Raw genomic sequence first — 26140 nt, 5'->3', positions numbered from 1 at the left:
TCAGGCGGTACGCCGTCGCGGCGTCCCCTCAGCCTGCGCAGACCCGCCCGGTGCCGCAGGCGGAGGGCCGGAGCGGGACGCCGTTGCCGCGCAGGACCTCGCGGACGTCCAGGATCAGGGAGAACACCTCGTGGTTGCGGTCCTCCCCCTGCTCGTCCCAGGCCCGCTGCTCGGCTTCGACGGCCATGCGGTCCTCGGCGAACACCCGCTCGGTGAACCGCCTGATGAACGGCCAGGCCAGGTGGAGCGCGCCCGGCATCCGGGGTTTCTCGATCATGAGCAGGCCGTAGGTGCGACAGGTGCGCTGCTCGGCGTCCTCGGGCACGTAGGCGGCCCAGAGGCGGAAGGCCGGGCGCTCCGCGTTCTCCGGCACCAGGTCCAGCGTCTGGTACGGGTACTCGGTGCGGATGGTCATGAGGTCGCGGGAGTCGCTGCCGCCGATGCCCTCGGCCGCCAGCAGGCTCGCGCCGCGGTTCCGCTTCCCGCCCGCGTGCGTGAACAGGTACCTGGCCTCCACCGACCGGGCGTCGCTGCGGTGGTCCAGCAGTTCCGGGCGGAGCCGGCCGACGACGCCCCGGTGCAGGAACTGGTGGTTCATGTCGAGCAGGTTCTCGTGCATGAACGAGTAGTGGCAGCGCACCGTGCGGGAGTAGGTCATGGTCCGGTACCGCGGTGAGCCGTGGGCCGGCAGGTCCGGCAGCGGGGTGGCGGCCGCCTTGCCGGGGTCGCCGGGGAACACGAACACCAGGCCGTAGGCCTCGCGGACGGGGTAGCCGCGCACACCGCGCGGCGGCCGGCCGTCGCCCTTGGACAGGTAGGGGATCCGGGAGATGCGGCCGTCGCCGCGATAGGCCCACGCGTGGTAGCAGCACAGGAGGGTGTCGCCCTCCACGACGCCCATGCTCAGCGGCACCTGCCGGTGGGCGCACCGGTCCTCCAGGGCGTGGACCGTGCCGCTCTCGCCGCGGTAGAGCGCGATGCGCTCACCGGCGAAGGCGGTCGCGAACGCCCGCTTGCGGCGCACGCTCCGCGAGCGGGCGACGGGGTACCAGAAGTCGGGGTTCGCGCCGACGCGCCGGAGGTCGGTCACCCCGGCGGCCGGTGCGGGCTGCCGCGCGGGCCGGCCGGTCTCGGTCCTGCCCGTCCCGCTCCCGGTCCCGGTCCCGGTCTCGGTCCCGGTCTCGGTCTCGGTCTCGGTGGGGAGGGTTTCGGCCCTGTCGGTCTCGGTCATACCTCTCCCTCGCGCGTACCCGGGCGGGGCGGCCGCCCGTCCCCTCAGGCATCGCCGACCCGCCGGCGCGGGCGTCCCGGCCTCCTCCATGCTGGGGGCCGCGTCCCGTTCGCGCCCTGCACAGCGCGTACGGACGGGTGAGGGACGGGTGTGGCGGGGGTCCGGTCGCCCGGCGCCCGGCGGGCGCTCAGTGGGCGAAGGGCGGGGGGAAGCAGCCGGTCTCCAGGTAGGGGCCGTTGGCCAGCGCCTGGAAGTTCGACTTCTGCACGAACGCCGTGACGCAGGCGTCGTCATGGACGCGCAGTCCCACCATCGCCCCCTCCGGCGTGACGTAGCCGCCGTTCTCGTAGCGCGAGCGCATCCCCGTGACGGTGAGCTCCCCGCCGAGCCGGGTGCCGTCCTTGGCGACGCGCTCCTCCTCGTAGCCGAGCCGGAGCAGGGCCGTCCGCACCGACGCGGGGTCCCACGTGTGCTGTTCCCACAGCCGCTTGAGCACCGGCCTGATGCGGTCGGCCTCCCGCTCGGCGTCCTTCGCGTGAGCGGGGGACATCTCGCCGGGCAGCCGGTGGGCGTTGTTCTCCTGGTAGTGCGGGGCCCCGTCACCGGCCCCCGGCTCCACATACGGCGACGCCCCCGCGGCGCCGGGCGTTCCGCTGGTCGGCGAGGGCGAGCCGGTGGTGGGCGACGACGTGCCGGTGGCGGGCGAGGGCACGCCCGTGCTGCCGGGAGCGGCTCCGGCCGCCGGTCCCGAGGCGTGCTCCGTACCGCAGGCGGTGAGGGTGAGGCCCGCGGCGAGGACGAGGGCCACGGCGGCCAGCGGGGCCCGCCGGGCGGACGTTGAGGTGGACATGAGACAATTCTCTCATCACGCCCGGCTCACGGCCCCCGACGGTCCCGCTTTCCGGCCGCGCCCGGGCCGTCACCTCCTGGCCACCAGCTCCTTGAGCGCGATGTTGAGTGCGAGGACGTTCACCCGGGGCTCGCCCATGAAGCCCAGGGTGCGGCCCTCGGTGTGCTCCTCGACGAGCCTGCGGACCTCGGCGACGGGCAGGCCGTTCCGCTCGGCGACCCGGCGGATCTGCAGGGCGGCGTACTGCGGGGAGATGTCCGGATCCAGGCCCGAGCCGGACGAGGTCACCGCGTCGGCCGGGATCTCGGAGGCCCTGACCGGGTGGCCGGGCACCGAGTTCTCCTTGATGACCGCGGCCTTGGCGGCCTCGACCTGCCGGAGGAGTTCGGGGTTGTCGGCGGCCAGGTTGGTGGCGCCCGACAGCAGCAGCCGGTACCGCGTGTTGAGGGTGTTGGTGCCGAGCCCGTGGGCGGGACGCCCCTGGAACCACTTCAGGTCCGGCTCGGGGGTCTCCTGCCCCTTCTTGAGCGGCAGGTCGTACGACTGGCCGATGAGGGACGAGCCGACGACCCTGCCCTCCGACCGGATCTCGGAGCCGTTCGCCCGGCCGGGGAACAGCCCCTGCGCGATGCCGGTGATCAGCAGCGGGTAGACGACGCCGGTCACCAGGGTCAGCACCAGCAGGGCGCGCAGCCCCGCGCCCAGCAGCCGGGCGGTGTTCGTCACGGAGTTGTTCATGTCCTTCACCCGATCCCGGGGATGAGCGAGACGAGCAGGTCGATGAGCTTGATGCCGATGAAGGGCGCGATCAGGCCGCCGAGGCCGTAGACGGCGAGATTGCGGCGGAGCATCCTGTCCGCGCTGACCGGCCGGTACCGCACGCCCTTCAGGGACAGCGGCACCAGCGCGATGATGATCAGCGCGTTGAAGACGACGGCCGACAGGATCGCGGAGTCGGGCGAGGACAGCCGCATGATGTTGAGCTTGTCCAGGCCCGGGTAGACGGCCGCGAACAGCGCCGGGATGATCGCGAAGTACTTGGCGACGTCGTTGGCGATGGAGAACGTCGTCAACGCGCCCCGCGTGATGAGGAGTTGCTTGCCGATCTCGACGATCTCGATGAGTTTGGTCGGGTCGGAGTCGAGGTCGACCATGTTGCCGGCCTCCTTGGCGGCCGACGTGCCGGTGTTCATCGCCACGCCGACGTCCGCCTGGGCGAGGGCCGGGGCGTCGTTGGTGCCGTCGCCGGTCATCGCGACGAGTTCGCCGCCCGCCTGCTCGCGCTTGATGAGGGCCATCTTGTCCTCGGGGGTGGCCTCGGCGAGGAAGTCGTCGACGCCTGCCTCCTCGGCGATCGCCTTCGCGGTCAGCGGGTTGTCGCCGGTGATCATGACGGTCCTGATGCCCATGCGGCGCAGCTCGCCGAACCGCTCGCGCATGCCGTCCTTGACGACGTCCTTGAGGTGGATGACGCCCAGCACCCGGGCGCCGTCGGCGTCCTCGACCGCGACGAGGAGCGGGGTGCCGCCCGAGGCGGAGATCCGGCCGGCGATGTCGTCCGCGTCCGCGGCGACCGTGCCGCCCTGTTCCTCGACCCAGGCGGTCACCGAGGCCGTGGCGCCCTTGCGGACCTTGCGGCCGTCGACGTCGACACCCGACATGCGGGTCTGCGCGGTGAAGGCGACCCACCGGGCGCCGACGAGTTCGCGCTCGCGCAGTCCGTGCCGCTCCTCGGCGAGGACGACGACGGAACGGCCCTCGGGTGTCTCGTCGGCCAGCGACGACAGCTGTGCCGCGGCGGCGAGTTCGGCCTCGGTGACACCGCGCACGGGGACGAACGCGGCGGCCTGCCGGTTGCCGTGCGTGATGGTGCCGGTCTTGTCCAGCAGCAGCGTCGACACATCGCCCGCGGCCTCCACCGCCCGACCGGACATGGCGAGCACGTTGCGCTGCACCAGCCGGTCCATGCCCGCGATGCCGATCGCCGACAGCAGCGCGCCGATCGTGGTCGGGATGAGACACACCAGCAGGGCGACCAGCACGACCATCGAAAGGTGCGTACCGGCGTGGTCCGCGAAGGGCGGCAGGGTGGCGCAGGCGAGCAGGAAGACGATCGTCAGCGAGGCGAGGAGGATGTTCAGCGCGATCTCGTTCGGTGTGCGCTGCCGTGCCGCGCCCTCGACCAGGCCGATCATCCGGTCGATGAAGGTCTCCCCCGGCTTCGTCGTGATCCTGACGACGATCCGGTCGGACAGCACCTTCGTACCGCCGGTGACGGCGCAGCGGTCGCCGCCGGACTCCCGGATGACCGGGGCGGACTCGCCGGTGATGGCCGACTCGTCGACCGACGCGACGCCCTCGACGACGTCACCGTCGCCGGGGATGGTGTCGCCGGCCTCGCAGACCACCAGGTCGCCGATCCTCAGCTCGGTGCCGGGGACGACCGTGCCGTCCACCCGGCGGGCCACGCTGTCGGTCCTGGCCCGGCGCAGGGTGGCGGCCTGCGCCTTGCCCCTGCCCTCGGCGACCGCCTCGGCCAGGTTGGCGAAGAGGACGGTGAGCCACAGCCAGGCGCTGATGGTCCAGCCGAACCAGTCGCCGGGGTCCTCGAAGGAGAAGACCGTGGTGAGCAGGGACCCGACCCACACCACGAACATCACCGGCGACTTGACCATCACCCGGGGGTCGAGCTTGCGGAACGCGTCCGGCAGGGACGTGAGCAACTGCCGGGGTTCGAAGAGGCCCGCGCCGACCCGGCCCTCGGGAGCCCGGTGCTCCGTCGGCGTGTCCAGGCGGGGCACCGGTTCGGTGCGCGTGGTCATGAGGCCAGTCCCTCCGCGAGCGGGCCCAGGGCGAGGGCGGGGAAGTACGTCAGACCGGTGATGATCAGCACCGCGCCGACCAGCAACCCGGTGAACAGCGGTTTCTCGGTGCGCAGGGTGCCCGCGGTGACCGGGACCGGCCGCTGCCCGGCGAGCGAGCCGGCCAGCGCCAGGACGAAGACCATGGGCAGGAAGCGGCCGAGCAGCATCGCGAGTCCGGTCACGGTGTTGTACCAGTCGGTGTTCGCGTTCAGGCCGGCGAAGGCCGAGCCGTTGTTGTTGGCGGCGGAGGTGAAGGCGTACAGGACCTCGGAGAAGCCGTGCGCGCCCGGGTTGAGCATCGAGTGCGGCGGTGTGGGCAGCGCCATGGAGGCCGCCGTGCAGACGAGCACGAGGGCCGGGGTGACCAGGATGTAGCAGGCGGCGAGCTTCATCTCCCGCGCGCCTATCTTCTTGCCCAGGTACTCGGGGGTGCGGCCGACCATCAGCCCGGCGATGAACACCGCGATGACGGCGAGGACCAGCATGCCGTAGAGGCCGGAGCCGGTGCCGCCGGGAGCGATCTCGCCCAGCATCATCGAGAGCATGGTGATGCCGCCGCCGAGGCCGGTGAAGGACGAGTGGAAGGAGTCCACGGCTCCGGTCGAGGTCAGCGTCGTGGACACCGCGAAGATCGAGGACGAGCCGACGCCGAAGCGGACCTCCTTGCCCTCCATCGCCCCGCCGGCGGCCTGGAGCGCGGGGCCGTGGTGCGCGAACTCCGTCCACATCATCAGCGCCACGAAACCCAGCCAGATCGTGGCCATCGTGGCGAGGATCGCGTACCCCTGCTTCACGTTCCCGACGAGCACGCCGAAGGTGCGGGGCAGCGAGAACGGGATCACCAGGAGCAGGAAGATCTCGAAGAGGTTGGTGAAGGGCGTCGGGTTCTCGAAGGGGTGGGCGGAGTTGGCGTTGAAGTAGCCGCCGCCGTTGGTGCCCAGTTCCTTGATGGCCTCCTGCGAGGCGACCGCGCCGCCGTTCCACTGCTGCGGACCGCCCAGGAACTGGCCGACCTCGTGGATGCCGGAGAAGTTCTGGACGGCACCGCAGGCGACGAGCACGATCGCCGCGACGCAGGCGCCCGGCAGCAGGACACGGGTGACACCACGCACCATGTCCGCCCAGAAGTTGCCCAGTTCGCCGGTCCGGGACCGGGCGAAGCCGCGCACCAGCGCCACGGCGACGGCCATCCCGACGGCCGCGGACAGGAAGTTCTGCACGGCGAGACCGGCCGTCTGCACGACGTGGCCCATGGTCTGCTCGCCGTAGTACGACTGCCAGTTGGTGTTGGTCACGAACGACACGGACGTGTTGAACGACTGCGCCGGGCCGACCGGGGCGAAGCCGAGCGAGCCCGGCAGGACGCCCTGGAGCCGCATGAGCAGGTAGAGGAACAGGACGCCGACGGCCGAGAAGGCGAGGACGCCGCGCAGGTACGCGGGCCAGGTCATCCCGGCGTCCGGGTCGGCACCGATGCTCCGGTAGATCCACTTCTCCACCCGCAGGTGCTTCGTCGAGGAGTAGACCCGGGCCATGTAGGTGCCGGCGGGGACGTGGACCAGCGCCAGCGCGCCGACGAGGGCCAGCAGCTGGAGCACTCCGGCGAGGACGGGGCCCATCTCAGAACCTCTCCGGGAAGATCAGGGCGAGGACGAGGTAGCCCAGCAGGGCGACGGCGACGACCAGGCCGACGACGTTCTCGGCGGTCACAGCTTCGTCACCCCCTTGGCGACGAGAGCCACCAGCGCGAAACCGGCGAGGGCGGTGACGACGAAGGCCAGGTCGGCCATCGCGAACTCCTGAGTGAGGTGCGGTGAGAGGGACGACTGAAGCAAAACCCCTTCCGGGCGGAACCGGGCCACTCGTTGACGGCTCCCATACGGCCACGCCCGCGGCTTTGACGGATCCCTGACGCCCCCGGCGGCCGGACCCGGACGCCGCCGGAGAGCCGAAGGCCGCGGGCCGTGACCAGGCAAATGTCACAACTGCCGTGGAAATCAGCACTGTTGTGGTGCGTGCGAGACGCGGGCGGTACCCGAGCGAGCCTTCCGGAAGGGGAATGTGCGGCATGGATCCTGTGATCGTCGGAGCGGTGGTGACCGTGGCCGTCACCGTTGTCAACGGCGTTGTGAAGGTCGCCCAACGGCGTCTGAACGCCGACGTGGAGATAGCGCGCATCACCGAGTCCGGGCAGACCGACCGGATCCGCTGCCTCACGGCGCGACAGGTGCGCCCCGGCCGCCCCGCGCGCCCGGTACCAGCCGACGGGAACGGGGGTGGGCGCCGTGGAGGACGCGCTCAGTACTGAGATCGATCTCGTCGACCATGTCGAGATCAGCTCGGCGCCCCTGCCCGGCATCGAACTCGCCGAGGCGCTGCACCACGAGCAGTACCCGGCGCTGGTCCGGTTCCTGCTGCTGCACGGCGCGTCCTGGGCGGAGGCGCAGGACGCGGCCCAGGACGCCTTCACCCAGATGTGCGCGCCGGGTCTGTCGTTGACGCACCCCCGCGCCTGGCTGCGCACCGTCGCGTGGCGGTCGTGGGTGAGCCAGCAGGTCAAACCGGAGGACGCCTGCGCCGACATGCCCGAGCCGGAGACCACCCTGCGCTGGCAGACCCCGGCCCACGCGGCCGAGCTCGGGGAGGAGGAGCGCCGGGTGATCTCCCTGCTGCTCCAGCTGCCGGCCAAGCAGCGCGCCGCCATGGCCTGGCACCTCGACGGCTTCACCACCGAGGAGAGCGCCCGCGCCATGGGAACCACCCGGGCCGCCGTGCGCCAGAACCTGGCCCGGGCCAGAGCGGCCCTGAAGGAGGGCCTGCGTCTGGAAGGCCGTCACCACGAGGAGAGGAGGGCGACGTGACGGACCGCGATGCGCGTACGCCCGGGTCGCCGTTCTGCCGCGAGGACGTGCTGGACACACTGCTGGCCCGGGTCCACGACCGGTTGGGGACCGCCGTCACCGACCGCGTCACCGCACAGGGCGGGCCGCCCGAACTGCGTCCCCCGGACCTGGCGCTGGACCGTCTGCTGGCAGCCGCCCACCGCTCGATCGGGCATGCGGTCACCCGGCGCCGGTCCCGTGAGGCCCGCGCCGCCCTGGCCCAGCGGAACCCGGAGCTCGAGGCACGCCTCGCGGAGCGGGGCCCGCTCTTCAACCGGCCCTCGCCGGTGCGGGTGAAGTACCGTCAGGAGGCGCTGCGGCTGGCCCACCGCTACTGGCCGGCCGACCTGGCCGAGGGCATGCGGGCCGCGGTCCGCATGGTGCAGAACCTGACCGACCTGCTGGAGGGAACCGCCCGGACCGTCGCCGACGCGGAGCTGGTGATCGAGCAGCTCCGGGAGCGCCTGCGGGCGATGTCCCGGCTGCCCAAGCCGCAGCGGCCACCGGTGACGCTCACCGGCCTGGACTACCTGGTGGCCGTCGAGTCGGTGCTCGCCGAGCCCGCGGAGCGGCTGCTGCACGACCTGCACCGCATCCAGCAGTTGCTCGACGAGGAGCTGGAACCGGCGATCCTCACCCTCGAGTCGTCCTCGCCCGGTTATGTGTTCGGTGTGGACGCGGTCGCGCAGGACCTCATCGACGATCTGGCCCAGGGCTGCGACCAGGCGGACGCCCTGGCCAAGGCCGTCGCCGAGGTCGAGCGGGCGAGCAGCGACTTCGTCGGGGCGGACCTCAGCAGCGCCAAGCTGGACGGCGTGCTCCTGGAGGGGATCCTGTGGGACGCCACGACCGTGTGGCCCGGCGAGTGGGAGAGCCTCGTCCGCCGTGCCTCACTGCCGTCCGGCGAGGAACAGGGAGTGCTCATCGTCGCCGCGGAACCGTCCGAGACCGTCATCCACGCCGAGGCGTGACGGGGGCCGCCCGCCTTCCTCACGCGCGGATCGAGCCGGGCACGGTGATCTTCCCGCCGTGGCCGGCCGGGGGGACCCGGGCCAGCCCGGCGGCCCGGTCGGCGTTCCGGGCCGACGGGCCGGTCGGCGTGGCGGGCCGTCGGTGTGCCGGGCGGTCAGCGGGCCGGGTCAGCGTGCCGGGCCGGCGGGCCGGTCGGCGTGCCAGGCGGCAGGCCGGTCAGCGTGCCGGGCGTGGGCCAGTCGGCGTAAGCGCGGGCAGCGAGCCAATCAGCGAGCCGGGCCAGCGAACCAGGCCAGCAGCCAGTCAGCGTGAGCCGGTCAGCGAGCCGGTCAGCGAGCCGGGCCAGAGCAGGCCGCGAGCAGTCAGCGAGCCGGGCCAGCAGCCAGGCCAGCGACCGGTCAGCGAGCCGGGCCAGCGAAGCCGGGCAGGGGCCGATCAGCGTGCCGGGCCGGGGGCCGATCGGCGTGCCGGGCCAGCGGGCCGGTCAGCGAGCCGAGCCAGCGAGCCGGGCCGGGGGCCAGTCAGCGTGCCAGGCAGGGCCGGTCAGCGTGCCGGGCCAGCGGGCGGTCAGCGAGCCCAGGCCAGCGGGCAGTCAGCGAAACCAGGCCAGCGGGCCGGTCAGCGAGCCGGGCCAGCGGAGGCGGTCAGCGAGTCCAGGCCAGCGGGTCGGTCAGCGAGCCGGCCAGCAGGCCGATCAGCGAAGCCAAGCCAGCAGGCCAGTCAGCGAGCCGGAGCCAGCAGAGCCGATCAGCGAGCCGGTCAGCGAGCCGGTCAGCGAGCCGGGCCAGCGAGCCGGTCAGCGAGCCGGGCCAGCGAGCCGGTCAGCGAGCCGGGCCAGCGGGCCGGTCAGCGAGCCGGGCCAGCGGGCCGGTCAGCGAGCCGGGCCAGCGAGCCGGTCAGCGAGCCGGTCAGCGAGCCGGGCCAGCGGGCCGGTCAGCGAGCCGGGCCAGCGGGCCGGTCAGCGAGCCGGGCCAGCGGGCCGGTCAGCGAGCCGGGCCAGCGGGCCGGTCGGCGAGCCGGGCCAGCGGGCCGGTCGGCGTGCCGGGCCAGCGGGCCGGTCGGTGTGCCCGCCCGGCTGAGGCGGTGGCCGTCTCACGCGCCGGGGCCGGGGTCCGGCCGGACCGCCGTCTCGATGCCGGCGCGGGCCGCTTCCAGCTGGGCGGCGAACGCGATGCCGAGGAAGAGCGCGACGGCCGTGAGGTTCGCCCACAGCAGCAGGGCGATGAAGGCGGTGAGCGGCCCGTACACGGCGCCGAAGGCACCGCTCTCCTCGACGTACAGCGCGAGCAGCCAGGTGGCCGCCACCCACAGCAGCAGATGCACGGCCGAGCCGAAGGCCAGCCAGGTGTAGCCGGGCTGGACGCGGCGGGGCGACCAGCGGAAGATCACGGCGGAGGCCACCCAGGCCAGCGCGAGCCCGACGGGGATGTCGAGCACCTCCCACCACTGCGCGCCGCCGCCCGCCCAGCCGGCGGTGTCCGCCACCGCATCGCCCACGGCCTCGCCGGCGACGAGGACGACGAATCCCAGCACCAGGGGCAGACCGGCGGCGAGCGCGAGCACGATCGCCCGGGTGTACTTGCGCGGGAAGGGACGGTCGCGCTCGATGCCGTAGATGCGGTTGGCGCCGCGCTCGATCTGGCCCATGGCCGAGGCGAGGTTGAGCAGCGCGAAGCCCAGGCCGAGCCAGAGGGCGAGGGTGCTCCAGACATCGCCGTGGGCGGTGCGCCGCGTCCCCTCGAAGGCGTCCTCGACGATCTCGGCGCTGGCGCCGGGCACGATCCGGCCGAGCGTGAGCTCGATGACCCGGCCCACGCCCTCGGTGTGCACCGACGTGGCCAGCCCGACCAGCGCGACGGTGCAGGGAACCAGCCCCACCACCACCTGGAAGGCGAGGGCCCGGGCGTTGGTGAAACCGTCGGCGTAGCGGAACCGGGCGAAGGAGTCGGCCAGCAGCCGCAGCCCGCCGTAGTGGCGCAGGGCGGTGAACGCCTCGTCTCCGGAGAGCTCGTCCCCGATCATGTCCCGGGTCTGCGGGACGTGGACGGCGGTACCCATGGCGGACGCTCCTTGTCGTAACGCTGCTCCCGGTCCGGGTGCCCCGGGAACCTTCCCGTCCGACCTCGCCCTTGCGCCATGCTTCCGGGGGCGTCCCCCGTTCGGCAGTCCCGACGGAGCCGCCGGCGCCCCCCTTCGGTGGCCCGGGCGGCCACCGAAGGGGGGTCTGCCTGCGGGTCAGTCCTCGTCGCGCAGCCGGGCCACCAGGGCAGTCAGGGACTCGGTCTCCTCGGTGTGGCCCAGGGCGGTCAGGCGGGAGACCGCCGCGTCGAGACGGGCGAGGGCGGGCGCGGGGCGTTCGAGGTAGATGCCCTCCACGGCACCCGCGAGGCGGACGCACTCGGCCCACTCGCCGGCCTGGTCCTGGTCCGCTCCCGGCTCGCCGAGGAGGGCGAGGGCCTTCTCCAGGGCGGCGAGGGCGTCCTCGTACTCCCGCGCGTAGGCGTTGACCCGCCCGTGTTCGTAGGCCAGGGCCGTGTCCAGGGAGCGGCCGTGCGGCTCGAACCCCGCGGCGCGGGCCTCGTCGGCGATCCGGCCGGCGTCGGCGAGGAAGGCCCGGGCGCCGGCCAGACCGTCGGGGCCCTGCTGCTGGGCCTGGAGGCGGGCGAGTTCGCGCAGGCAGTTGCTGAGCTGCTCGTGGCGCGGTGCCCGGGCGTGGGCGGCGAGCGCCTGGTCCGCGACCTCGCGGGCGCGGCCGAACTCGCCGGACTCGCCGAGCAGTACGGCCGTCTCCGCGGCGATCATGGCGTGGCTGCCCGGGTCGTCGTCCCAGCCGGCCGACTCGGCCGCGAGGGCGACGAACTCCGCGGTGGCGGCCTTGAGGTCCTCCCCCGCGTGCAGCGCCCGGGCACGGGTCAGGCGCAGCTGGGCGACGAGCCGGTCGTCCAGTTCTCCGGCGGCGACGTCCGGCTCGGCCAGCAGGGAGTCGAGCAGGGCGATGCTGTCCTCGACGCGGCCGAGGTCGAGGCTGAGCTGGGCCGCGTTGCTGTAGGCGCAGTACGCGTCCGTGCGGCTGCCGTGGCGCAGGTCCAGCTCGGCCGAGCGCGTCAGGTGCCGCAGCGCCTCGTCGGGGCGGCCCAGGTGCATGCAGACCTCGGCGAGTTCACCGTGGAGGCGGGCGGTGTCGACCGCGTCGGCCGGCCAGTCGGCGGCCAGCCGCAGGGCCTCGGTCAGGTCGGCGTGCGCGGCCTGCGCGTCCCGCAGGCCGAGCTGGAGCCGGGCGCGCAGGCCGAGTGTGCGGGGCAGGTGCCAGGCGGGGCCGTGTGCCTTCAGCCGGTCGAGGAGGGCGTCGATCTCGGTGACCGCGGTCGGCAGATCGCCGGAGATGGCGTGCGTGCCGGCCCGCAGCAACAGGGCGCCGGAGATCTGCCCGGCGATGTCGTGCCGGGTGGCGAAGGCGTGCAGCAGCTCCACCTCGGCGAAGGCCGCGGCGGCGTGCTCCTCGCTCCCCGAGGCCTGCAGCCGCAGGCCGAACGCGGTCGCCCGCATCCGCAGCAGGCGGGACTCCTGCTGCGGGGCGAGGCCGGGCGTCTCCTCCTGCAGGCGGACCATGGCGGCGTGCGCGGCGGTCAGCGCGGCGGCCTTGGCCTCGGCCCTCTCCGGGCCCTCGGCGGGGCCCTCCGGGGGGATCTCGGCGGTGGCGAACAGCGCGCCGGCGCGGGCGACCGCGGCGTGACCGGGCAGGCCCGCGTCGTCGTACAGGGCCGCGGCCTCCTCGTAGAGGGCGGCGGAGTCGGCGAACTCGTCCTTGTCGCCGGCCCGGCTCGCCTCGTCGGCCAGCAGGTCCGCGCGCAGGCGCACGAGCGGGCCGACGGCCGGGTCGTCGGGGTGGGTGTAGTCGCGGGCGGTGACGAGGGTGCGCAGCCGCGCCCAGCAGGCGCGTCCGTCCGGGTGCCCCTGCTCCTCCAGGGCCCGGGCCCGGACGATGAGTTCGGGCAGCGACTCGGGGACGGCGGCGGCCGCGCGGGCGGCGGGCGCGGGGGCGGGGGCGGCCGGGGCGGCCGGGGCCACGTCGTCGAGGGCGCGGGTGCGCAGGGTCAGTTCCAGCGCGTCCAGGAGGGGAGCCCGGTCGAGGCGGGTCGTGCGGCGGTCGGTGTGGGTCGTGGTGCCGTTGCGGGCGTCGAAGCGGGCGGCGAGGTCGTCGGCGTGGCCGCGCACCTCGGCGCGCAGCGCGGCCACGGTCCAGGTGCGGCCCGCGTATCCGGCGGCGGGCAGCTCGCCGTGGCCGAGCGACTCGACGCGCTGCAGGAGGACCTCGACGCCGGTGAGGAAGTCGAGCTGGTCCAGCGGCGAGTCGACCTCGTCGAACAGGTTCCGGTTCTCGGCGAGCAGCTCCAGGCCGCGCGCCTCGTTGCCGGTCAGCGCGCAGAACTCCAGGTGCCGGCCGACCTCCGCCGACATCGAGGGGTTGCGGCGGCAGCCGCGGTAGCCGGCGAGGTGCAGTTCGCGGGCCCGGTCGGTGCGGCCGGTGCGCAGCAGGGGCAGCAGCGCGTGCGACACGGAGCGGGCCGGCTCCTCCTGGCAGGACTCCTTGCCGGCCAGGACGGGCTCCCAGGCGCGCAGCGCCCGCTCGTCGTCGCCCGCCGCGAGGTGGTACAGGGCCCGCTGGCAGGTCTCGCAGGCCTCGCAGTCGCTGAGCCGGGTGCGGGTGCGGCCCGCCCACAGCTCGTAGGCGAGGGTGGTGTCCTCGCCGACGTGGGCGGCGAGCTGGTACGCCTGCCCGTAGTAGGGCTGGAGGCCGAGCCCCTCCTTCTCGTACCGGTCGCGCATCTCCGTCAGCCACTGGCGCAGGCTGGGCAGCGGTACCTCGGGCAGCTGGCGCAGGGCGTTGGCCACCCACTTGAACCGCCAGAACAGCAGGTGCCGCAGATTCTCGGTGAAGACATCGGGCTGCTCGTCGAAGAGGGTGAGCAGGCGCGCGAAGACGACGGGCGACTTCCGGGGCTCGGAGCCGTAGGTGTACGCCTCCTGGAGTTCGAGGAGCGTGCGGACGAGTGGCAGGGGCTGCGCGAACTGCTCGGCGACGTCGACGAGTTCCTCGGCGATGACGGTGCGGGTGCGGCCGTAGGGGCGCTGTTGGTTCTCCTGGAGCGCCTCGTACAGCTCGTCGATGGTCTGGGGTGCGGTCGTCGGCATCGTCAGCTGTCCTTGCGGAGGGCGTGGGCGAGGAGGTCGAGGAAGGAGCGGTTGATGAGGCTCGACTCGGCGGGCCTCAGCGGGCGGCGGGACAGCATGGCGGCCTGTCCGTAGAGGGCTTCGGCGCTGGTGCGGGCCAGCTCGGGCTCGTCGATGGTGACGGCGGTGCGCACCAGCGGGTTGAGCTGGTTGAGGATCAGCTGGGCCCGCGGGGCCTCCTGACGCAGGGCGCCGAGGATGTCGCCCCACAGGCCGCCCTCCTGCTCGCGGGCGAGCTGGGAGCGGGTGCGCTCGTGCCGGGCCTCGCGGCTGTCGACGAGGAGGGCGGGGGCGGAGGCGGGCTGGAAGGTGCGCAGCGCGACGTCGCAGTCGAAGACGGCGAGGGCGTCGCGGGCCTGGGCGAGGTAGGCCGCGGCGGCGAGTTCCGTCTCGCGGTCGACGGGGTCGAGGTGGGCGGTGAGGGTCGCCGGGTCGAGGTCGGCGACGGCGACCTCGGGCCTGACCTCGGGCAGGCGGTGGACCAGTTCCCGGTCGTAGGTGTAGCCGCCGTTGACGACGCCGAGTCCGGCGGCCGAGGCGATCGCCGCGACCTGGCGGAACTCCTCCACGGTCGACGTCACCAGCACGGTGCGGTGGGTGCGCGCGAACTCGTCGAGGGTGCAGTGCCCGTCGGTGGTCTCGAACGGCAGCCAGGGCAGCAGCATCCGCAGGATCTCGTCGTCGTGCACGGCGAGGGACTTCACGGCCAGGTGGTGGGCCTGGAGGAAGCGGTGCAGCAGGTCCGGGTCGCTGGCGGCGGCCCGGGCGATCCAGGCGCGCAGCCGCTCGGCGAGGGCGTCGCGGACGGCGGCGAGGGTGTCGTCCTCGTACAGGGACTCGCGGGACGCCGTCGGGCGCAGGCTCTCGGCGTCGACGACGCAGCGGACGAAGAACGCCCAGTCGGGCAGGATCTCCTCGGCCTGCTCGGAGAGCAGCATGCCCTTGACGTGCACCCGGTGGCCGTGGCGGCGCCCGGCCGGGACCGTCTCGGGCAGCACGCAGGCGATGCCCTTCAGGCCGACGGCCGGCAGGTCCAGCTCGATGGTGTCCAGCGGCGTGAAGCCGAACACCTCCTCGGCGTACGCGGCCAGGGCGCGGGAGCGGGCTCCCGGGGTGGGGTACGTGCGCGCCCAGGGGGCGGGCTCGGGGTTGACGGACGCGCCCGGGGCGTCGGGGCCGGCCGTGCCGTCGTCGAAGGTCACCGGGTGGCGCAGCAGGGACCCGAAGTGGCGGGCCAGGGCGTGCACCTGGGCCGGGCGGGTCCACTCGCCCGCGTCGGCGCGCGGGGTCAGCGTGACGGTGGTGCCGGGCCGGGGGCGGGCGGAGGCGGGCAGGGTGCGGACGGTGTAGCTGCCGTCGCCGCGTCCGCGCCACTCCACGGCCGGGGCGTCCGGGGTGCGGGCCGAGCGGCTCAGGACGTGGATCTCGTCGGCGACCAGGAAGCAGGAGAGCAGGCCGATGCCGAACTGGCCGATGAAGTCGCCGCGCTGCTCGGCGATCCGGTCGGCGCGCTTGCTGCTGCGGCCGATGGTGGCGAGGAAGCTGTGGACGTCGGCCTCGGTGAGTCCGACGCCGTCGTCCTCGACGCGGACCACCGAGCCGTCGGCGTACAGGCGGACACCGAAGGCGTCGGCGGGGGCGGCCGGTTCGAGGGTGTGCCGGGCGGTCAGCGCGTCCACCGCGTTCTGCATGAGTTCGCGCAGGTAGACGCGGGGGCTGGAGTAGAGGTGGTGGGAGAGGAGGTCGACGAGGCCGCGCAGATCCACCTGGAAGGTGCGGTCGGCGCCGGCCGGGGTCGCGGCGGTGTCGGGCAGAGTCATCGGCAGTCCGGAAGTGGGAGGGGTGACGGGTTTACGGGCGCGCGGCACCGGGGCCGGGTCCCGTGAAGGGACGGGCGGTGCGGGACCGGTGTGTGCTCCGAGGGGGCGGCGCCGGGTGCGTGGTGCGCGGGGCCGGCCGGGTGGTCAGGCGCGGCGGTGGCTGGTCAGGCGCGGCGATGGTGGCGGGCGAACTGCTTCTCGGGCTCGCCGAAGTACGTCCAGGGCCACTTGGTGTAGGCGCCGTCCAGGGTGTGGAAGACGCGCCGGACCGTGTGGCGCTCGCCGGCCAGCGACAGGGCCATGGCGAAGATGTTGAAGTCGTGCTGCCAGCCCGGGCGCCACACGTAGGCGGGGTGGAGGATGCTGTGGTCGGCCGCCTCCCGCAACTGTGCCCGGATCTCGTCCGTTTGCAGGTAGTCCCCGCGCTCCGACTCGACCCACTCCTCGATGTACGCCATGGCGAGCACACAGCCGAGGCGGTGGCCCTCCGGGGCGCGGGCGGCCGCCTCCTGGGCGAACGCCAGGGCCTGCCCCGGCTTGCCGCCCCAGCGGGGCTGCAGCTGCGACACCCACTCGATGTGGGTCTCCAGGTCCAGCGGGTCGCGGCGCAGGGCGGCCCCGAGCCGGGTCTCGTTGACGGCGGATCCCAGCGACATGCCGCGGCCCGAGGTGAGGAGGCGGCGCCACGGGGTGACCCACTCCGGCCGCAGTTCGGCGGCCTCGAGCAGTTGCTCCTCGGCGATGTGGAGCCGCTCGTGGAAGACCCGCCACTGCTCCTGCGTCACGTCGACGGCACGCGCGGCGGTGCGTGCCTCCCAGCCCCAGATGATGTGGCGCGCGCCGGATATCAGCAGGGCCGTCGCCCGGTGCTCCTTGTCCTCCTCGACGGCCCGGCCGATCCAGTCCTGCACGCCGTCCAGTTCGGCCAGCTCGCCCAGGACCTGGTGGTCGCGGCCGAGGTCGAAGGGCGCCAGCGCCGCCTTGACCGCCTCCCAGTCCCCCGCGTCGGCCGCCTCGACCACCGCGAGCACCCGCGCGTCCCCGAGCGCGCGCAGTGTGTACATCCCGTTCTTCTGCCTGCGCGGGGCCGGAAGGGCGTGCGGATCCGCCACCGGTCTCTCCGCCCCCCTGCCGAACAGCTTGCCGAACATGCCGCGCCCTCCCCTGGTCCCGCGTGATCGTTCGGAGCAGCATAAACGCCCCCACCGACACCGCTTCCACAGGGTTTTCACCCGTGTTTCACCACCTCCGACCCGGTGTCGTCCGGAGGTCGTCGCCGGCGCGTCCGCGTACGCTCAACATCGTTGTGCGGCCGGGGATTTGGAGGGCGGGGGACATGGGGCGTGACGAGCTGATCAGGCCGGTGGCGGACCTGTTGAAGGAGCACGCCGGGGCGGCGCCGCAGCGGGTCGCGTACGCCGACTCCTCGCGCAGCGTCACCTACGGCGCGCTGGAGCGGCGCACCCGGGGCCTGGCGGCGTACCTCGTCGGGACGGGGCTGCGCCGCGGCGACCGTGTCGCGATCTGCCTCGGCAACCGTGTGGAGACGGTGGAGAGCTGCCTCGCCGTCCTGCGGGCCGGGATGGTCGGCGTCCCGCTCGACCCGCGGTCCTCGGACGCCGAACTGGCCCACTTCCTCCAGGACAGCGGTGCCGCGTTCGTCATCACGGACGCCCCGCGCCTCGCCCGGCTGCGGCGCCTGGGACCGCCGTACGACGGCCTGGGCGTCCTGGTCGCGGGGGCCGGCCCGGTCCCGGCGGACGTCCAGCTGCTCGGCAGCGCGGCGGAGAGCGGCGCGGACGTGAGCGGCGGGTCCGAGGGCGACGGGACCGAGAGCCACGCGACCGTCGGGATCGACGCGCTCGGCCTCGACGATCCGGCCTGGATGCTCTACACCTCGGGCACCACCCACCGGCCGAAGGGCGTGCTGTCCACACAGCGGGCCGCGCTGTGGTCCGTGGCCGCCTGCTACGCGCCGGTGTTCGGTCTCTCGTCCGACGACCGGCTGCTGTGGCCGCTCCCCCTGTTCCACAGTTTCAGCCATTCGCTGGCGATCCTGGGCGTGACGGCGGTGGGCGCGAGCGCGAGGATCGCCGGGGAGCTGCCGGCGCCGGGTGGTCTGCGGCGGGAGTTGCTCACGGCGTACGAGGAACTCGGCGGTCCCTTCACCCTGCTGGCCGGCGTGCCGGCGACGTACCACGGGCTGGTCGGCTCGGCCGGTGCGGCCCCGCCGGCGCCGCGGCTGTGCCTCGTGGCGGGCGCGCCGAGTGGTCCCGCGCTGCGCGCGGCCGTGGAGGAGACCCTGGGAGCACCGCTGCTCGACGCGTACGGCAGCACCGAGACCTGCGGCATGATCGCGGTCAATCGGCCCGAGGGGCCCCGGGTCGACGGTTCCTGCGGGCCGCCCGTGCCGGGGGTGGAGATGCGTGTCGTCGATCCGGGGAGCGGCGCGGACGTCCCCGACGGTGAGGAGGGCGAGGTCTGGGTGCGTTCGCCCGGCCTGATGACCCGTTACCACGGCCGGCCAGAGGCGACTGCCGCCGCGCTGCGGGACGGCTGGTACCGCACCGGGGACCTCGGCCGCCGCGTCGAGCACGGCCACCTGCGGCTCACCGGGCGGGTCGGCGAGCTGATCATCCGGGGCGGCGAGAACATCCACCCGACGGAGATCGAGCAGGCCCTGCTGCGGTGTCCCGGCGTGTCCGACGCCGTGGTCGTGGGGGAGCCGCACGACGTGCTCGGTGAGGTGCCGGTCGCCTTCGTCGTACCGGGCCCGGACGGGATGGATCCCCGGCGGGTGCTCGCCGCGTGCCGGGACCTCCTGGCCGACTACAAGGTGCCGGCCCGGATCCGCGAGATCACCGCCGTCCCGCGCACCGCGTCGGGCAAGATCGCCCGGCACGCCCTGAACGCCCCGGCGCGGACCGCTTCCCGCACGGACGGCACCGGGCCCACGGCCCCGCACGAGGCCGCCTCCCCCACCGCCCGCACCACGCCCACCGCCGCGCACGAGGCCACCGCCCCCACCGCCCGCACCACGCCCACCGCCCCGCACGAGGCCACCGCCCCCACCGCCCGCACCACGCCCACCGCCGCGCACGAGGCCACCGCCCCCACCGCCCGCACCACGCCCACCGCCACGCACGAGGCCACCGCCACCACCGCCGACACCACGCCCACCGCCCCGCACGAGGCCGTCGTCGGCACCATGTCCACCACCCTGCGTGAGCGGCTCCTGTCGCTGTCGCGGGACGACCGGCAGCGCGCGTTGCGCGAGACGGTGCTCGCCGAGACGGCCGGGGTGTGCCGGCTCGCCCCGGACGAACCGCCCGGCCCGGACAGCCCCTTCGCCGATCTCGGCATGACGTCCGTCGGCGCCGTCGAACTGGTGGACCGGCTCACCGCGCTGACCGGCCTGGACCTGCCGTCGACGCTGGTCTTCGACCACCCGACGCCGGAGGCGGTCGCCCGGTACCTGGGGGTCGCGCTCCTCGAAGCCCGGCCCGAGGACCGCCCGGGGCCGGAGGGCGGACAGGACGGGCCCGCCGAGGACGATCCCGTCGTCATCGTCGCCATGGCCTGCCGCTACCCCGGTGACGTCGAATCCCCCGAGGACCTGTGGGAGTTGGTGTCGCGGGGGCGGGACGCCATCTCGGAGTTCCCGGCCGACCGCGGCTGGGACCTGGACGCCCTGTACGACCCCGATCCCGACCGGATCGGCACGTCGTACACGCGGCACGGCGGGTTCCTGCACCGTGCCGCGGAGTTCGACGCCGGGCTGTTCGGGATCTCGCCGCGAGAGGCGCTCGCGACGGATCCGCAGCAGCGGCTGCTCCTGGAGACGTCCTGGGAGGTGTGGGAGCGGGCCGGGATCGACCCGGCGTCGGTGCGCGAGAGCGACACCGGTGTGTTCGTCGGCGTGATGTACGGCGACTACGCCACCCGCCTCACCCGTCCCCAGGAGCTGGAGGCGCACCTGGGGCTCGGTTCGACGGGCAGTGTGGCCTCCGGGCGGCTGTCGTACGTGTACGGTCTGCGCGGTCCCGCCATCACGGTCGACACCGCGTGTTCGTCCTCGCTGGTGGCGCTGCACTGGGCGGCGCGGGCGCTGCGCTCGGGCGAGTGCTCGCTGGCGCTGGCCGGCGGAGTCACGGTGATGGCGACGCCCAAGTCGTTCCTCGCCTTCAGCCGGCAGCGCGGGCTGTCGCCGGACGGGCGCTGCAAGTCGTTCTCGGCGGCGGCGGACGGTACGGCCTGGGGCGAGGGTGCGGGGCTCGTGCTGCTGGAGCGGTTGTCGGACGCACGGCGCAACGGCCATCCGGTGCTGGCCGTGCTCCGCGGCTCCGCCGTCAACTCCGACGGCGCGTCCAACGGGCTCACCGCGCCCCACGGCCCCGCTCAGCGGCGGCTGATCCGGCAGGCACTGGCGGACGCGGGGCTGCGCCCCGGTGACGTGGACGCGGTGGAGGCCCACGGCACGGGCACCACGCTGGGCGATCCCATCGAGGCGCAGGCCGTCCTGGCCACGTACGGGCAGGGCCGGGAGGAGCCGCTGTGGCTCGGGTCGGTCAAGTCCAACCTCGGGCACACGCAGGCGGCGGCCGGAGTCGCCGGCGTCATCAAGATGGTGCAGGCCATGCGGCACGGGGAGCTGCCGCGGACCCTGCACGCCGAGTCGCCCACGCCGCACGTCGACTGGTCCTCGGGCCGGGTGGAACTGCTGACGGCCCCCCGGCCCTGGCCGGCCTCGACCCGACCGCGGCGCGCGGGGGTCTCGGCCTTCGGAATCGGCGGAACCAACGCCCACGTGATCCTGGAAGAGGCCCCGGGGGCGGCTGTTTCCCCGGAGCCGGGGGATGCGGCGCCCGGGGCGGCTGTTTCCGCCCGACCGGAGCACGCGGCCCCGGAGGCGGCTGTTTCCGCCCGACCGGGGGACGCGGCCCCGAAGGCGGCCGGCTCCGCCAGGCCGGGCCATGCGGCACCCGGGACGCCCGGCTCCGCCCGGCCGGAACACGCGGCCCCGAAGGCGGCCAGCTCCGCCAGGCCGGGCCATGCGGCACCCGGGACGCCCGGCTCCGCCCGGCCGGAACACGCGGCCCCGAAGGCGGCCGGCTCCGCCAGGCCGGGCCATGCGGCACCCGGGACGGCCGGCTCCGCCCGGCCGGAACACGCGGCCCCGAAGGCGGCCGGCTCCGCCAGGCCGGGGCATGCGGCGCCCGGCGCGGCCGTTTCTCCTGAGCCGGCCTCGGACCGGCCCGCCCCGTGGCTGCTCTCCGCCGCCGACGAGACCGCCCTGCGCGCCCAGGCCGGACGGCTCGCGAGTGCGGTGGCGCGTCGGCCGGAGCTGCTGACCGCCGACATCGGCTACTCGCTGGCGGTGTCGCGCGGCGCCCTCGCCCACCGGGCACTCGTGCCGAGTGGTGACCGGACCCGCATGCTGGAGGCACTGCGCGCCCTCGCGGCGGGCCGGAGCGCGCCGGGAGTCGTCCACGGGGTGGCGGACCCGGAGGTCCGTACGGCGTTCCTGTTCACCGGACAGGGCTCCCAGCGCCCGCGGATGGGTGCCGAACTGCGCGCCGCTTTCCCGGTCTTCGCCGCGGCCTTCGACGAGGCGTGCCGGCACCTGGACGACCGTCTCCCCCGGCCGCTCGGCGTGGTGCTGTCCGCCGAGCCGGGCTCACCGGAGGCGGCCCTGGTGGACCGTACGGACTTCGCCCAGGCCGGACTGTTCGCCTTCGAGGTGGCCCTGTTCCGGCTGCTGGAGTCGTGGGGCGTGCGGGCCGACCGGCTGGTGGGCCACTCCGTCGGCGAGCTGGCGGCCGCGCACGTCGCCGGTGTGCTGGATCTGCCCGACGCGGCGACGCTCGTCGCGGCGCGCGGCCGGCTGATGCAGGCCCTGCCCGAGGGCGGCGCGATGGTGGCACTGGACGCGACGGAGGAGGAAGTCCTGTCGCGCCTGGACGAGTCGCACATGGGCGAGTCGAGCCCGGCCGAGTCGAGCTCGGCCGAGTTCGGGTTCCGGGTCGCGATCGCCTCCGTCAACGGGCCCCGCTCAGTGGTGATCTCGGGCGCGGATACCGCCGTACGGGCGGTCGCGGCCGGCTTCGAGGCGGAGGGCCGCCGGGCCGTGCCGCTGCGGGTGAGCCACGCCTTCCACTCGCCGCTGGTGGAGCCGATGCTCGACGCGTTCCGGCGCGTCGCCGAGGAGCTGGACTTCCGGCCGCCGCGCATCCCGGTCGTCTCCACCGTGACGGGCCGGCCCGCACAGGCCGCGGACCTGTGCTCCCCCGAGTACTGGGCGCGGCACGCCCGGCTGCCCGTGCGCTTCGCGGACGCGGTGCACCGGCTCGCGGCGGACGGAGTCTCCGCCTTCCTGGAACTCGGTCCGGGGCCGGCGCTCACCGCGGCGGTCGCCGACTGCCTGCCCGGCGCGGCGACGAACGGTCCCGTGCTCGCCGCGGCCACCCGGGGCGGTGCGTACGAACCGGAGACGCTCCTGTCGGCCGTGGCGCGGCTGCACGTGGCCGGGGCCGCCGTCGACCGGAAGGCGGTGTACGCGCGTCCCGGCGCGCGGCGGGTGGACCTGCCGACGTACGCCTTCCAGCGGCAGCGCTACTGGCTCGACGAACCCCTCCCGGCGCCCGACGCGCCCGACGCCCAGCCGCTGCTGGGCCCGGCCTTCCCCGTGTCGGACACCGGGCGGACGGTACTGACCGGGCTGTTGTCCCGCGCGGCCCACCCCTGGCTCGCGGACCACGTCGTCGCCGGGCGGGTGATCGTACCGGCGACGGTGTTCGTGGAGCTGGCCGTGCGGGCGGGCGACGAGGTGGGCTGCGACGCGGTCGACGACCTCGTGGTGCTGTCGCCGCTCGCCCTGCCCGGCGCCGCAGGGGTGCGTGTCCAGGTCGTGGTGGGTGCGCCCGACGACTCGGGCCGCCGGCCGCTCGACATCTACGCCCGGCCGGAGGAGTCCGCCGAGGAGGTCCCGTGGACCCGGCACGTCTCCGGGCAGCTGGGCCGCGGCCGCGCCGCCGAGGACGAGCCGGTTCCGTGGCCGCCCGAGGGCGCCGAGGCGGTGGACCTCAGCGGAGCGTACGCCGCCCTCGCCGATGCGGGACTCGCGTACGGGCCCGCCTTCCAGGGCGCCGGCGCCGTCTGGCGTCGCGGCGACGACGTCTTCGCGGAGGTCCGGCTGCCCGCGCCGCACGCCGCGCAGGCGGGCCGCTTCGGGCTCCATCCGGCGCTGTTCGACGCCGCGTCGCACGCGCCGCTGCTGGCCGCGCCCGCCGACGCGAGCGCGATCCGGGTGCCGTTCGCGTGGAGCGGGGTGCGCCTGTACGCCTCCGGGGCCACGGAGGTACGGGTCCGGGCGACCCGGACCGGCGCGGACACCGTCTCGCTCACCCTCACCGACCCGGCGGGCCGGCTCGTGGCCCGCGTGGACTCCCTGACCACCAGGGAACTCCCGGCCGAGCGGGCCGGCCTGGCGAAGGACGTCGTACGAGGGTCTCTGCTGCGCCCGGAATGGACCGCCATCGAACTCTCCGGCGGCGTCGACGATCGTCGCGCCTGGGCGGTGCGCGGGCCGGACGAGCTCGGCCTCGCCGCGTTCCTGCCCGGCGCCGGGGAACCGGAGTTCGTCGCCGTCACGGCCGTGGCCCGCGCGACGGCCCCCGATCCGCCGGCGGCCGTGCACGAGCTGACCGGCAGGGTGCTCGCGACGCTCCAGGACCTCCAGGACGATCCGGGCGCGGCGGGCTCACGGCTGGTGGTGGTGACGCGGGACGCCACCGCGCCGGTGCCGGATCTGGCGGGGGCGGCGGTCTGGGGACTGGTGCGCACGGCCCAGTCGGAGCTGCCCGGCCGGGTCGTCCTGGTCGACGTGGACGGGCGGCCCGAGTCGCTGCGGCTGCTGCCCGCGGCCGTCGCCACCGGCGAGCCGCAACTGCGGTTGCGGGACGGGCGGGTGACGGTTCCCGCACTGGCCGCCGTCCACGAGGTCGCGGACGCGGGGGCCGCCTTCGGCGCGGACGGCACGGTGCTCATCACCGGGGGCACCGGGGCGCTCGGCGCCGAACTCGCCCGTCACCTGGTCACCGCGCACGACGTACGGCATCTGCTGCTCACCGCACGCCGTGGACCGCGGGCGCCCGGGGCCGAGGAACTGCGCGCCGAGCTGGCGGAGTCGGGGGCACGGGTCGGCATCGTCGCCTGTGACGCCGCCGACCGTGCCGCCCTGGCCGAGGTGGTCCGGCGCGCGGAACCGCCGCTGACGGCCGTGGTGCACGCGGCCGGGGTCCTCGACGACGGCGTGCTGGACTCGCTGACGCCCGCGCGGATGGCCGCCGTGCTGCGGCCGAAGGCGGACGCGGCCTGGCATCTCCACGAACTCACCCGGGACTCGGGGCTGTCGGCGTTCGTCGTGTTCTCCTCCGTCTCCGGTCTGCTGGGCCGGGCCGGCCAGGGCAACTACGCGGCCGCGAACTCCTTCCTCGACGCCCTCGCCCTGCGCCGCGCCGCCGAGGGACTGCCCGCGCTCTCGCTGGCGTGGGGCCCGTGGGAGCACACCGGCGGCATGGCGGCGGGGCAGCCCCCGATGCGGCCCAGGTCGCGTGACGTGCTGATGCCGCTGTCCACGCGGCAGGGCCTGGCCCTGTTCGACGCCGCGGTGCGCACGAGCGAGCCGGTCCTGGTGCCGGTCCTGCTGGACCGCGCCGCGCTGCGGTCCCCGGGAGGGCCGCTGCCACCGCCGTTGCGGGGCATCGTCCGCCCGAACCGGCCGGCCGCCGCGGCGACGGCGACGGCGACGGCGATGGCGTCCGGTTCTCCCGGAGGTGCCGGGCGGACGCCGGAGCCGGGGGCCTGGCGGGCGCGGCTGGACCGGCTGCCCGTGAGCGACCGGCGGGCGGCGCTCACGGAACTGCTGCGCGCCGATGTGGCCGACGTGCTCGGCTACCCGCACGCCGACGCGCTGCCGCCCGGCAGGTCCCTCGCCGAGCTGGGATTCGACTCCCTGACGGCGGTGCAGCTGCGCAACCGGCTGAGCACCGCGCTGGGGCTCCGGCTGCCGGTGGGCGTGGTGTTCGACCACCGCACGGCGGAGGACCTGGCCCGCCACCTGCTCGGCCTGCTGCCCACCGAGCCGACCGCCGCGGCCACCGAGCCGACCGCGTCGCCCACCGAGCCGACTGCCGCGCGCACCGCGACCGCCACGGCCGCCCGCGAGGAAACGGGCCCGATCACCGCAGCCGCCCGCGAGAAAACGGGCCCGATCACCGCAGCCGCCCGTGAGGTCACGGACCCCACCACCGCAACCACCCGCGAAGCCGTCCCGGCCACCGCGGGGCCCGGGTCGCGGCCCGCCCACACCCTGTCCTCGCTGTTCCGGAACGTCCGGGCTGCCGGGCAACCGGTGGCCGCGATGCACCTGCTCGTCACCGCGTCCTGGGCCCTGCCCACCTTCCCGGCCGCGCGGGGCCACGAGCACGCGCTGCCCCCGATCCGCCGCTCCCCCGCCCGGCCCGGCTCCGGACGGCCCGGCCCCGGACGGCCGGCGATCGTCTACTTCCCGGCCTACCACCCCTCGCTCCCCTCGGACGGCGGGGACTTCCCCCGCTTCCACCGTGCCCTCGGGGACGATCTCGACGTCCTGGAGTTCCCGCATCCCGGGATCGGCGCCGGGACGGCCGTACCCGAGAACCTCGCCGCGCTGGCGCACACGCAGGCCGGGGCCGTCCTGCGGCACGTCGGAGACGGGCCTTTCGTGATCGTGGGGCGGTCCGCGGGCGGCAACGTCGCGCACCTCGTGGCCCACCGGCTGGAAGGCATGGGCCGGGCGGCGTCCGGCCTGGTGCTGCTGGACACGTACCACGTCACGCCGGACAACAGCGGCACGGACTGGCTGGTGTCCCTGGCCGCTCCCCCGCCGCGGGGAACCGGGCAGCCCGACGTCGCCGGGGACGACGACAGCACCCTGGCCGCGGTGGGGGCGTACAACCGGATCTTCCTCGGCTGGACGCCCGAGCCGGTCACCACGCCCACGCTCCTCGTGCGCGCACTGCGGCCCACGCCCGCCATGGCCGACTCCGCCGACGGTGACGGCTGGCGCACGTCCTGGCCGACGGCGCACGACGTCGTGGACGTCCCCGGCGACCACCTGACGATGATGCGGGAACACGCCGGGAGCACCGCGTCGGCGATCCGCGCCTGGATCGAGGCGCGGGCGAGGCCCACCCTTGCCCTTCCTATCGAATCTCGATAGATTTCCATCGCGTTTCGATTGAAGGGGC

The 26140-nt window shown here is 74.8% G+C and carries 14 protein-coding genes; 3 read left to right on the top strand and 11 right to left on the bottom strand.

The annotated features are described in order from the left end of the window. Positions 1-28: 28 nt before the first annotated feature. From C1703_RS36910 to C1703_RS40240, 7 genes are all read right to left on the bottom strand, one after another. Positions 29-1231: an aromatic ring-hydroxylating dioxygenase subunit alpha gene (locus C1703_RS36910; RefSeq protein ID WP_114256913.1), complete on the bottom strand. Its 1203-nt coding sequence runs from the start codon at positions 1229-1231 to the stop codon at positions 29-31. Positions 1232-1418: 187 nt separating this feature from the next. After that, a complete protein-coding gene (locus C1703_RS36905; protein WP_114256912.1) occupies positions 1419-2081 on the bottom strand; it encodes a hypothetical protein in 663 nt (220 codons plus the stop codon). Between the two features lie 69 nt (positions 2082-2150). Next, positions 2151-2819: a potassium-transporting ATPase subunit C gene (locus tag C1703_RS36900; RefSeq protein WP_114257781.1), complete on the bottom strand. Its 669-nt coding sequence runs from the start codon at positions 2817-2819 to the stop codon at positions 2151-2153. Between the two features lie 5 nt (positions 2820-2824). Then, positions 2825-4903 carry a potassium-transporting ATPase subunit KdpB gene (gene kdpB / locus C1703_RS36895; RefSeq protein ID WP_114256911.1) on the bottom strand — a complete coding sequence of 693 codons (2079 nt, stop codon included), beginning with the start codon at positions 4901-4903 and terminating at the stop codon, positions 2825-2827. After that, positions 4900-6564: a potassium-transporting ATPase subunit KdpA gene (gene kdpA / locus C1703_RS36890; protein WP_114256910.1), complete on the bottom strand. Its 1665-nt coding sequence runs from the start codon at positions 6562-6564 to the stop codon at positions 4900-4902. The genes kdpB and kdpA overlap by 4 nt, the downstream gene beginning before the upstream one ends. Position 6565: 1 nt before the next feature. Continuing rightward, positions 6566-6655, bottom strand: coding sequence for a K(+)-transporting ATPase subunit F (kdpF, locus tag C1703_RS36885; RefSeq protein WP_009326374.1), 90 nt, complete (start codon positions 6653-6655; stop codon positions 6566-6568). Further along, on the bottom strand, positions 6652-6780 hold the full coding sequence (locus C1703_RS40240) for a hypothetical protein (protein ID WP_269803225.1): 129 nt from the start codon (positions 6778-6780) through the stop codon (positions 6652-6654). The genes kdpF and C1703_RS40240 overlap by 4 nt, the downstream gene beginning before the upstream one ends. Before the next feature lie 450 nt (positions 6781-7230). Here C1703_RS40240 and C1703_RS36870 point away from each other — a divergent pair, with 450 nt between their 5' ends. Continuing rightward, positions 7231-7806: a sigma factor-like helix-turn-helix DNA-binding protein gene (locus C1703_RS36870; protein WP_114257780.1), complete on the top strand. Its 576-nt coding sequence runs from the start codon at positions 7231-7233 to the stop codon at positions 7804-7806. Continuing rightward, the gene (locus C1703_RS36865) at positions 7803-8798 is read left to right on the top strand and encodes a hypothetical protein (protein WP_114256908.1); all 996 of its coding nucleotides are present in this window, start codon (positions 7803-7805) and stop codon (positions 8796-8798) included. Before C1703_RS36870 ends, C1703_RS36865 begins: the two co-directional genes overlap by 4 nt. Before the next feature lie 1093 nt (positions 8799-9891). On the opposite strand, the gene C1703_RS36860 is transcribed toward C1703_RS36865, so the two are convergent. The 4 genes from C1703_RS36860 to C1703_RS36845 all read right to left on the bottom strand — a co-directional run bounded on the left by C1703_RS36860 (position 9892) and on the right by C1703_RS36845 (position 17002). After that, positions 9892-10857, bottom strand: a complete 966-nt coding sequence (locus tag C1703_RS36860) for a YihY/virulence factor BrkB family protein (protein WP_114256907.1) — start codon at positions 10855-10857, stop codon at positions 9892-9894. Positions 10858-11034: 177 nt separating this feature from the next. After that, complete coding sequence (locus C1703_RS36855; protein WP_114256906.1) at positions 11035-13992, bottom strand: hypothetical protein; 2958 nt, start codon at positions 13990-13992, stop codon at positions 11035-11037. A gap of 2 nt (positions 13993-13994) precedes the next feature. Next, positions 13995-15851 (bottom strand): HSP90 family protein, encoded by a 1857-nt coding sequence (locus C1703_RS36850; protein ID WP_114256905.1) that lies wholly within the window; start codon positions 15849-15851, stop codon positions 13995-13997. Positions 15852-16015: 164 nt separating this feature from the next. Continuing rightward, a complete protein-coding gene (locus C1703_RS36845; protein ID WP_114256904.1) occupies positions 16016-17002 on the bottom strand; it encodes a hypothetical protein in 987 nt (328 codons plus the stop codon). 185 nt (positions 17003-17187) lie between these two features. Here C1703_RS36845 and C1703_RS40045 point away from each other — a divergent pair, with 185 nt between their 5' ends. Further along, entirely contained in the window at positions 17188-26112 is an 8925-nt protein-coding gene (locus C1703_RS40045) for a type I polyketide synthase (RefSeq protein ID WP_232840705.1), read from the top strand. Positions 26113-26140: the final 28 nt, after the last annotated feature.

Source organism: Streptomyces sp. Go-475 (genome assembly GCF_003330845.1).
Taxonomy (GTDB): Bacteria; Actinomycetota; Actinomycetes; order Streptomycetales; family Streptomycetaceae; genus Streptomyces.
The sequence above is the reverse complement of the archived record's forward strand: the minus strand, read 5'-3'. Positions and strand labels throughout refer to the sequence as shown.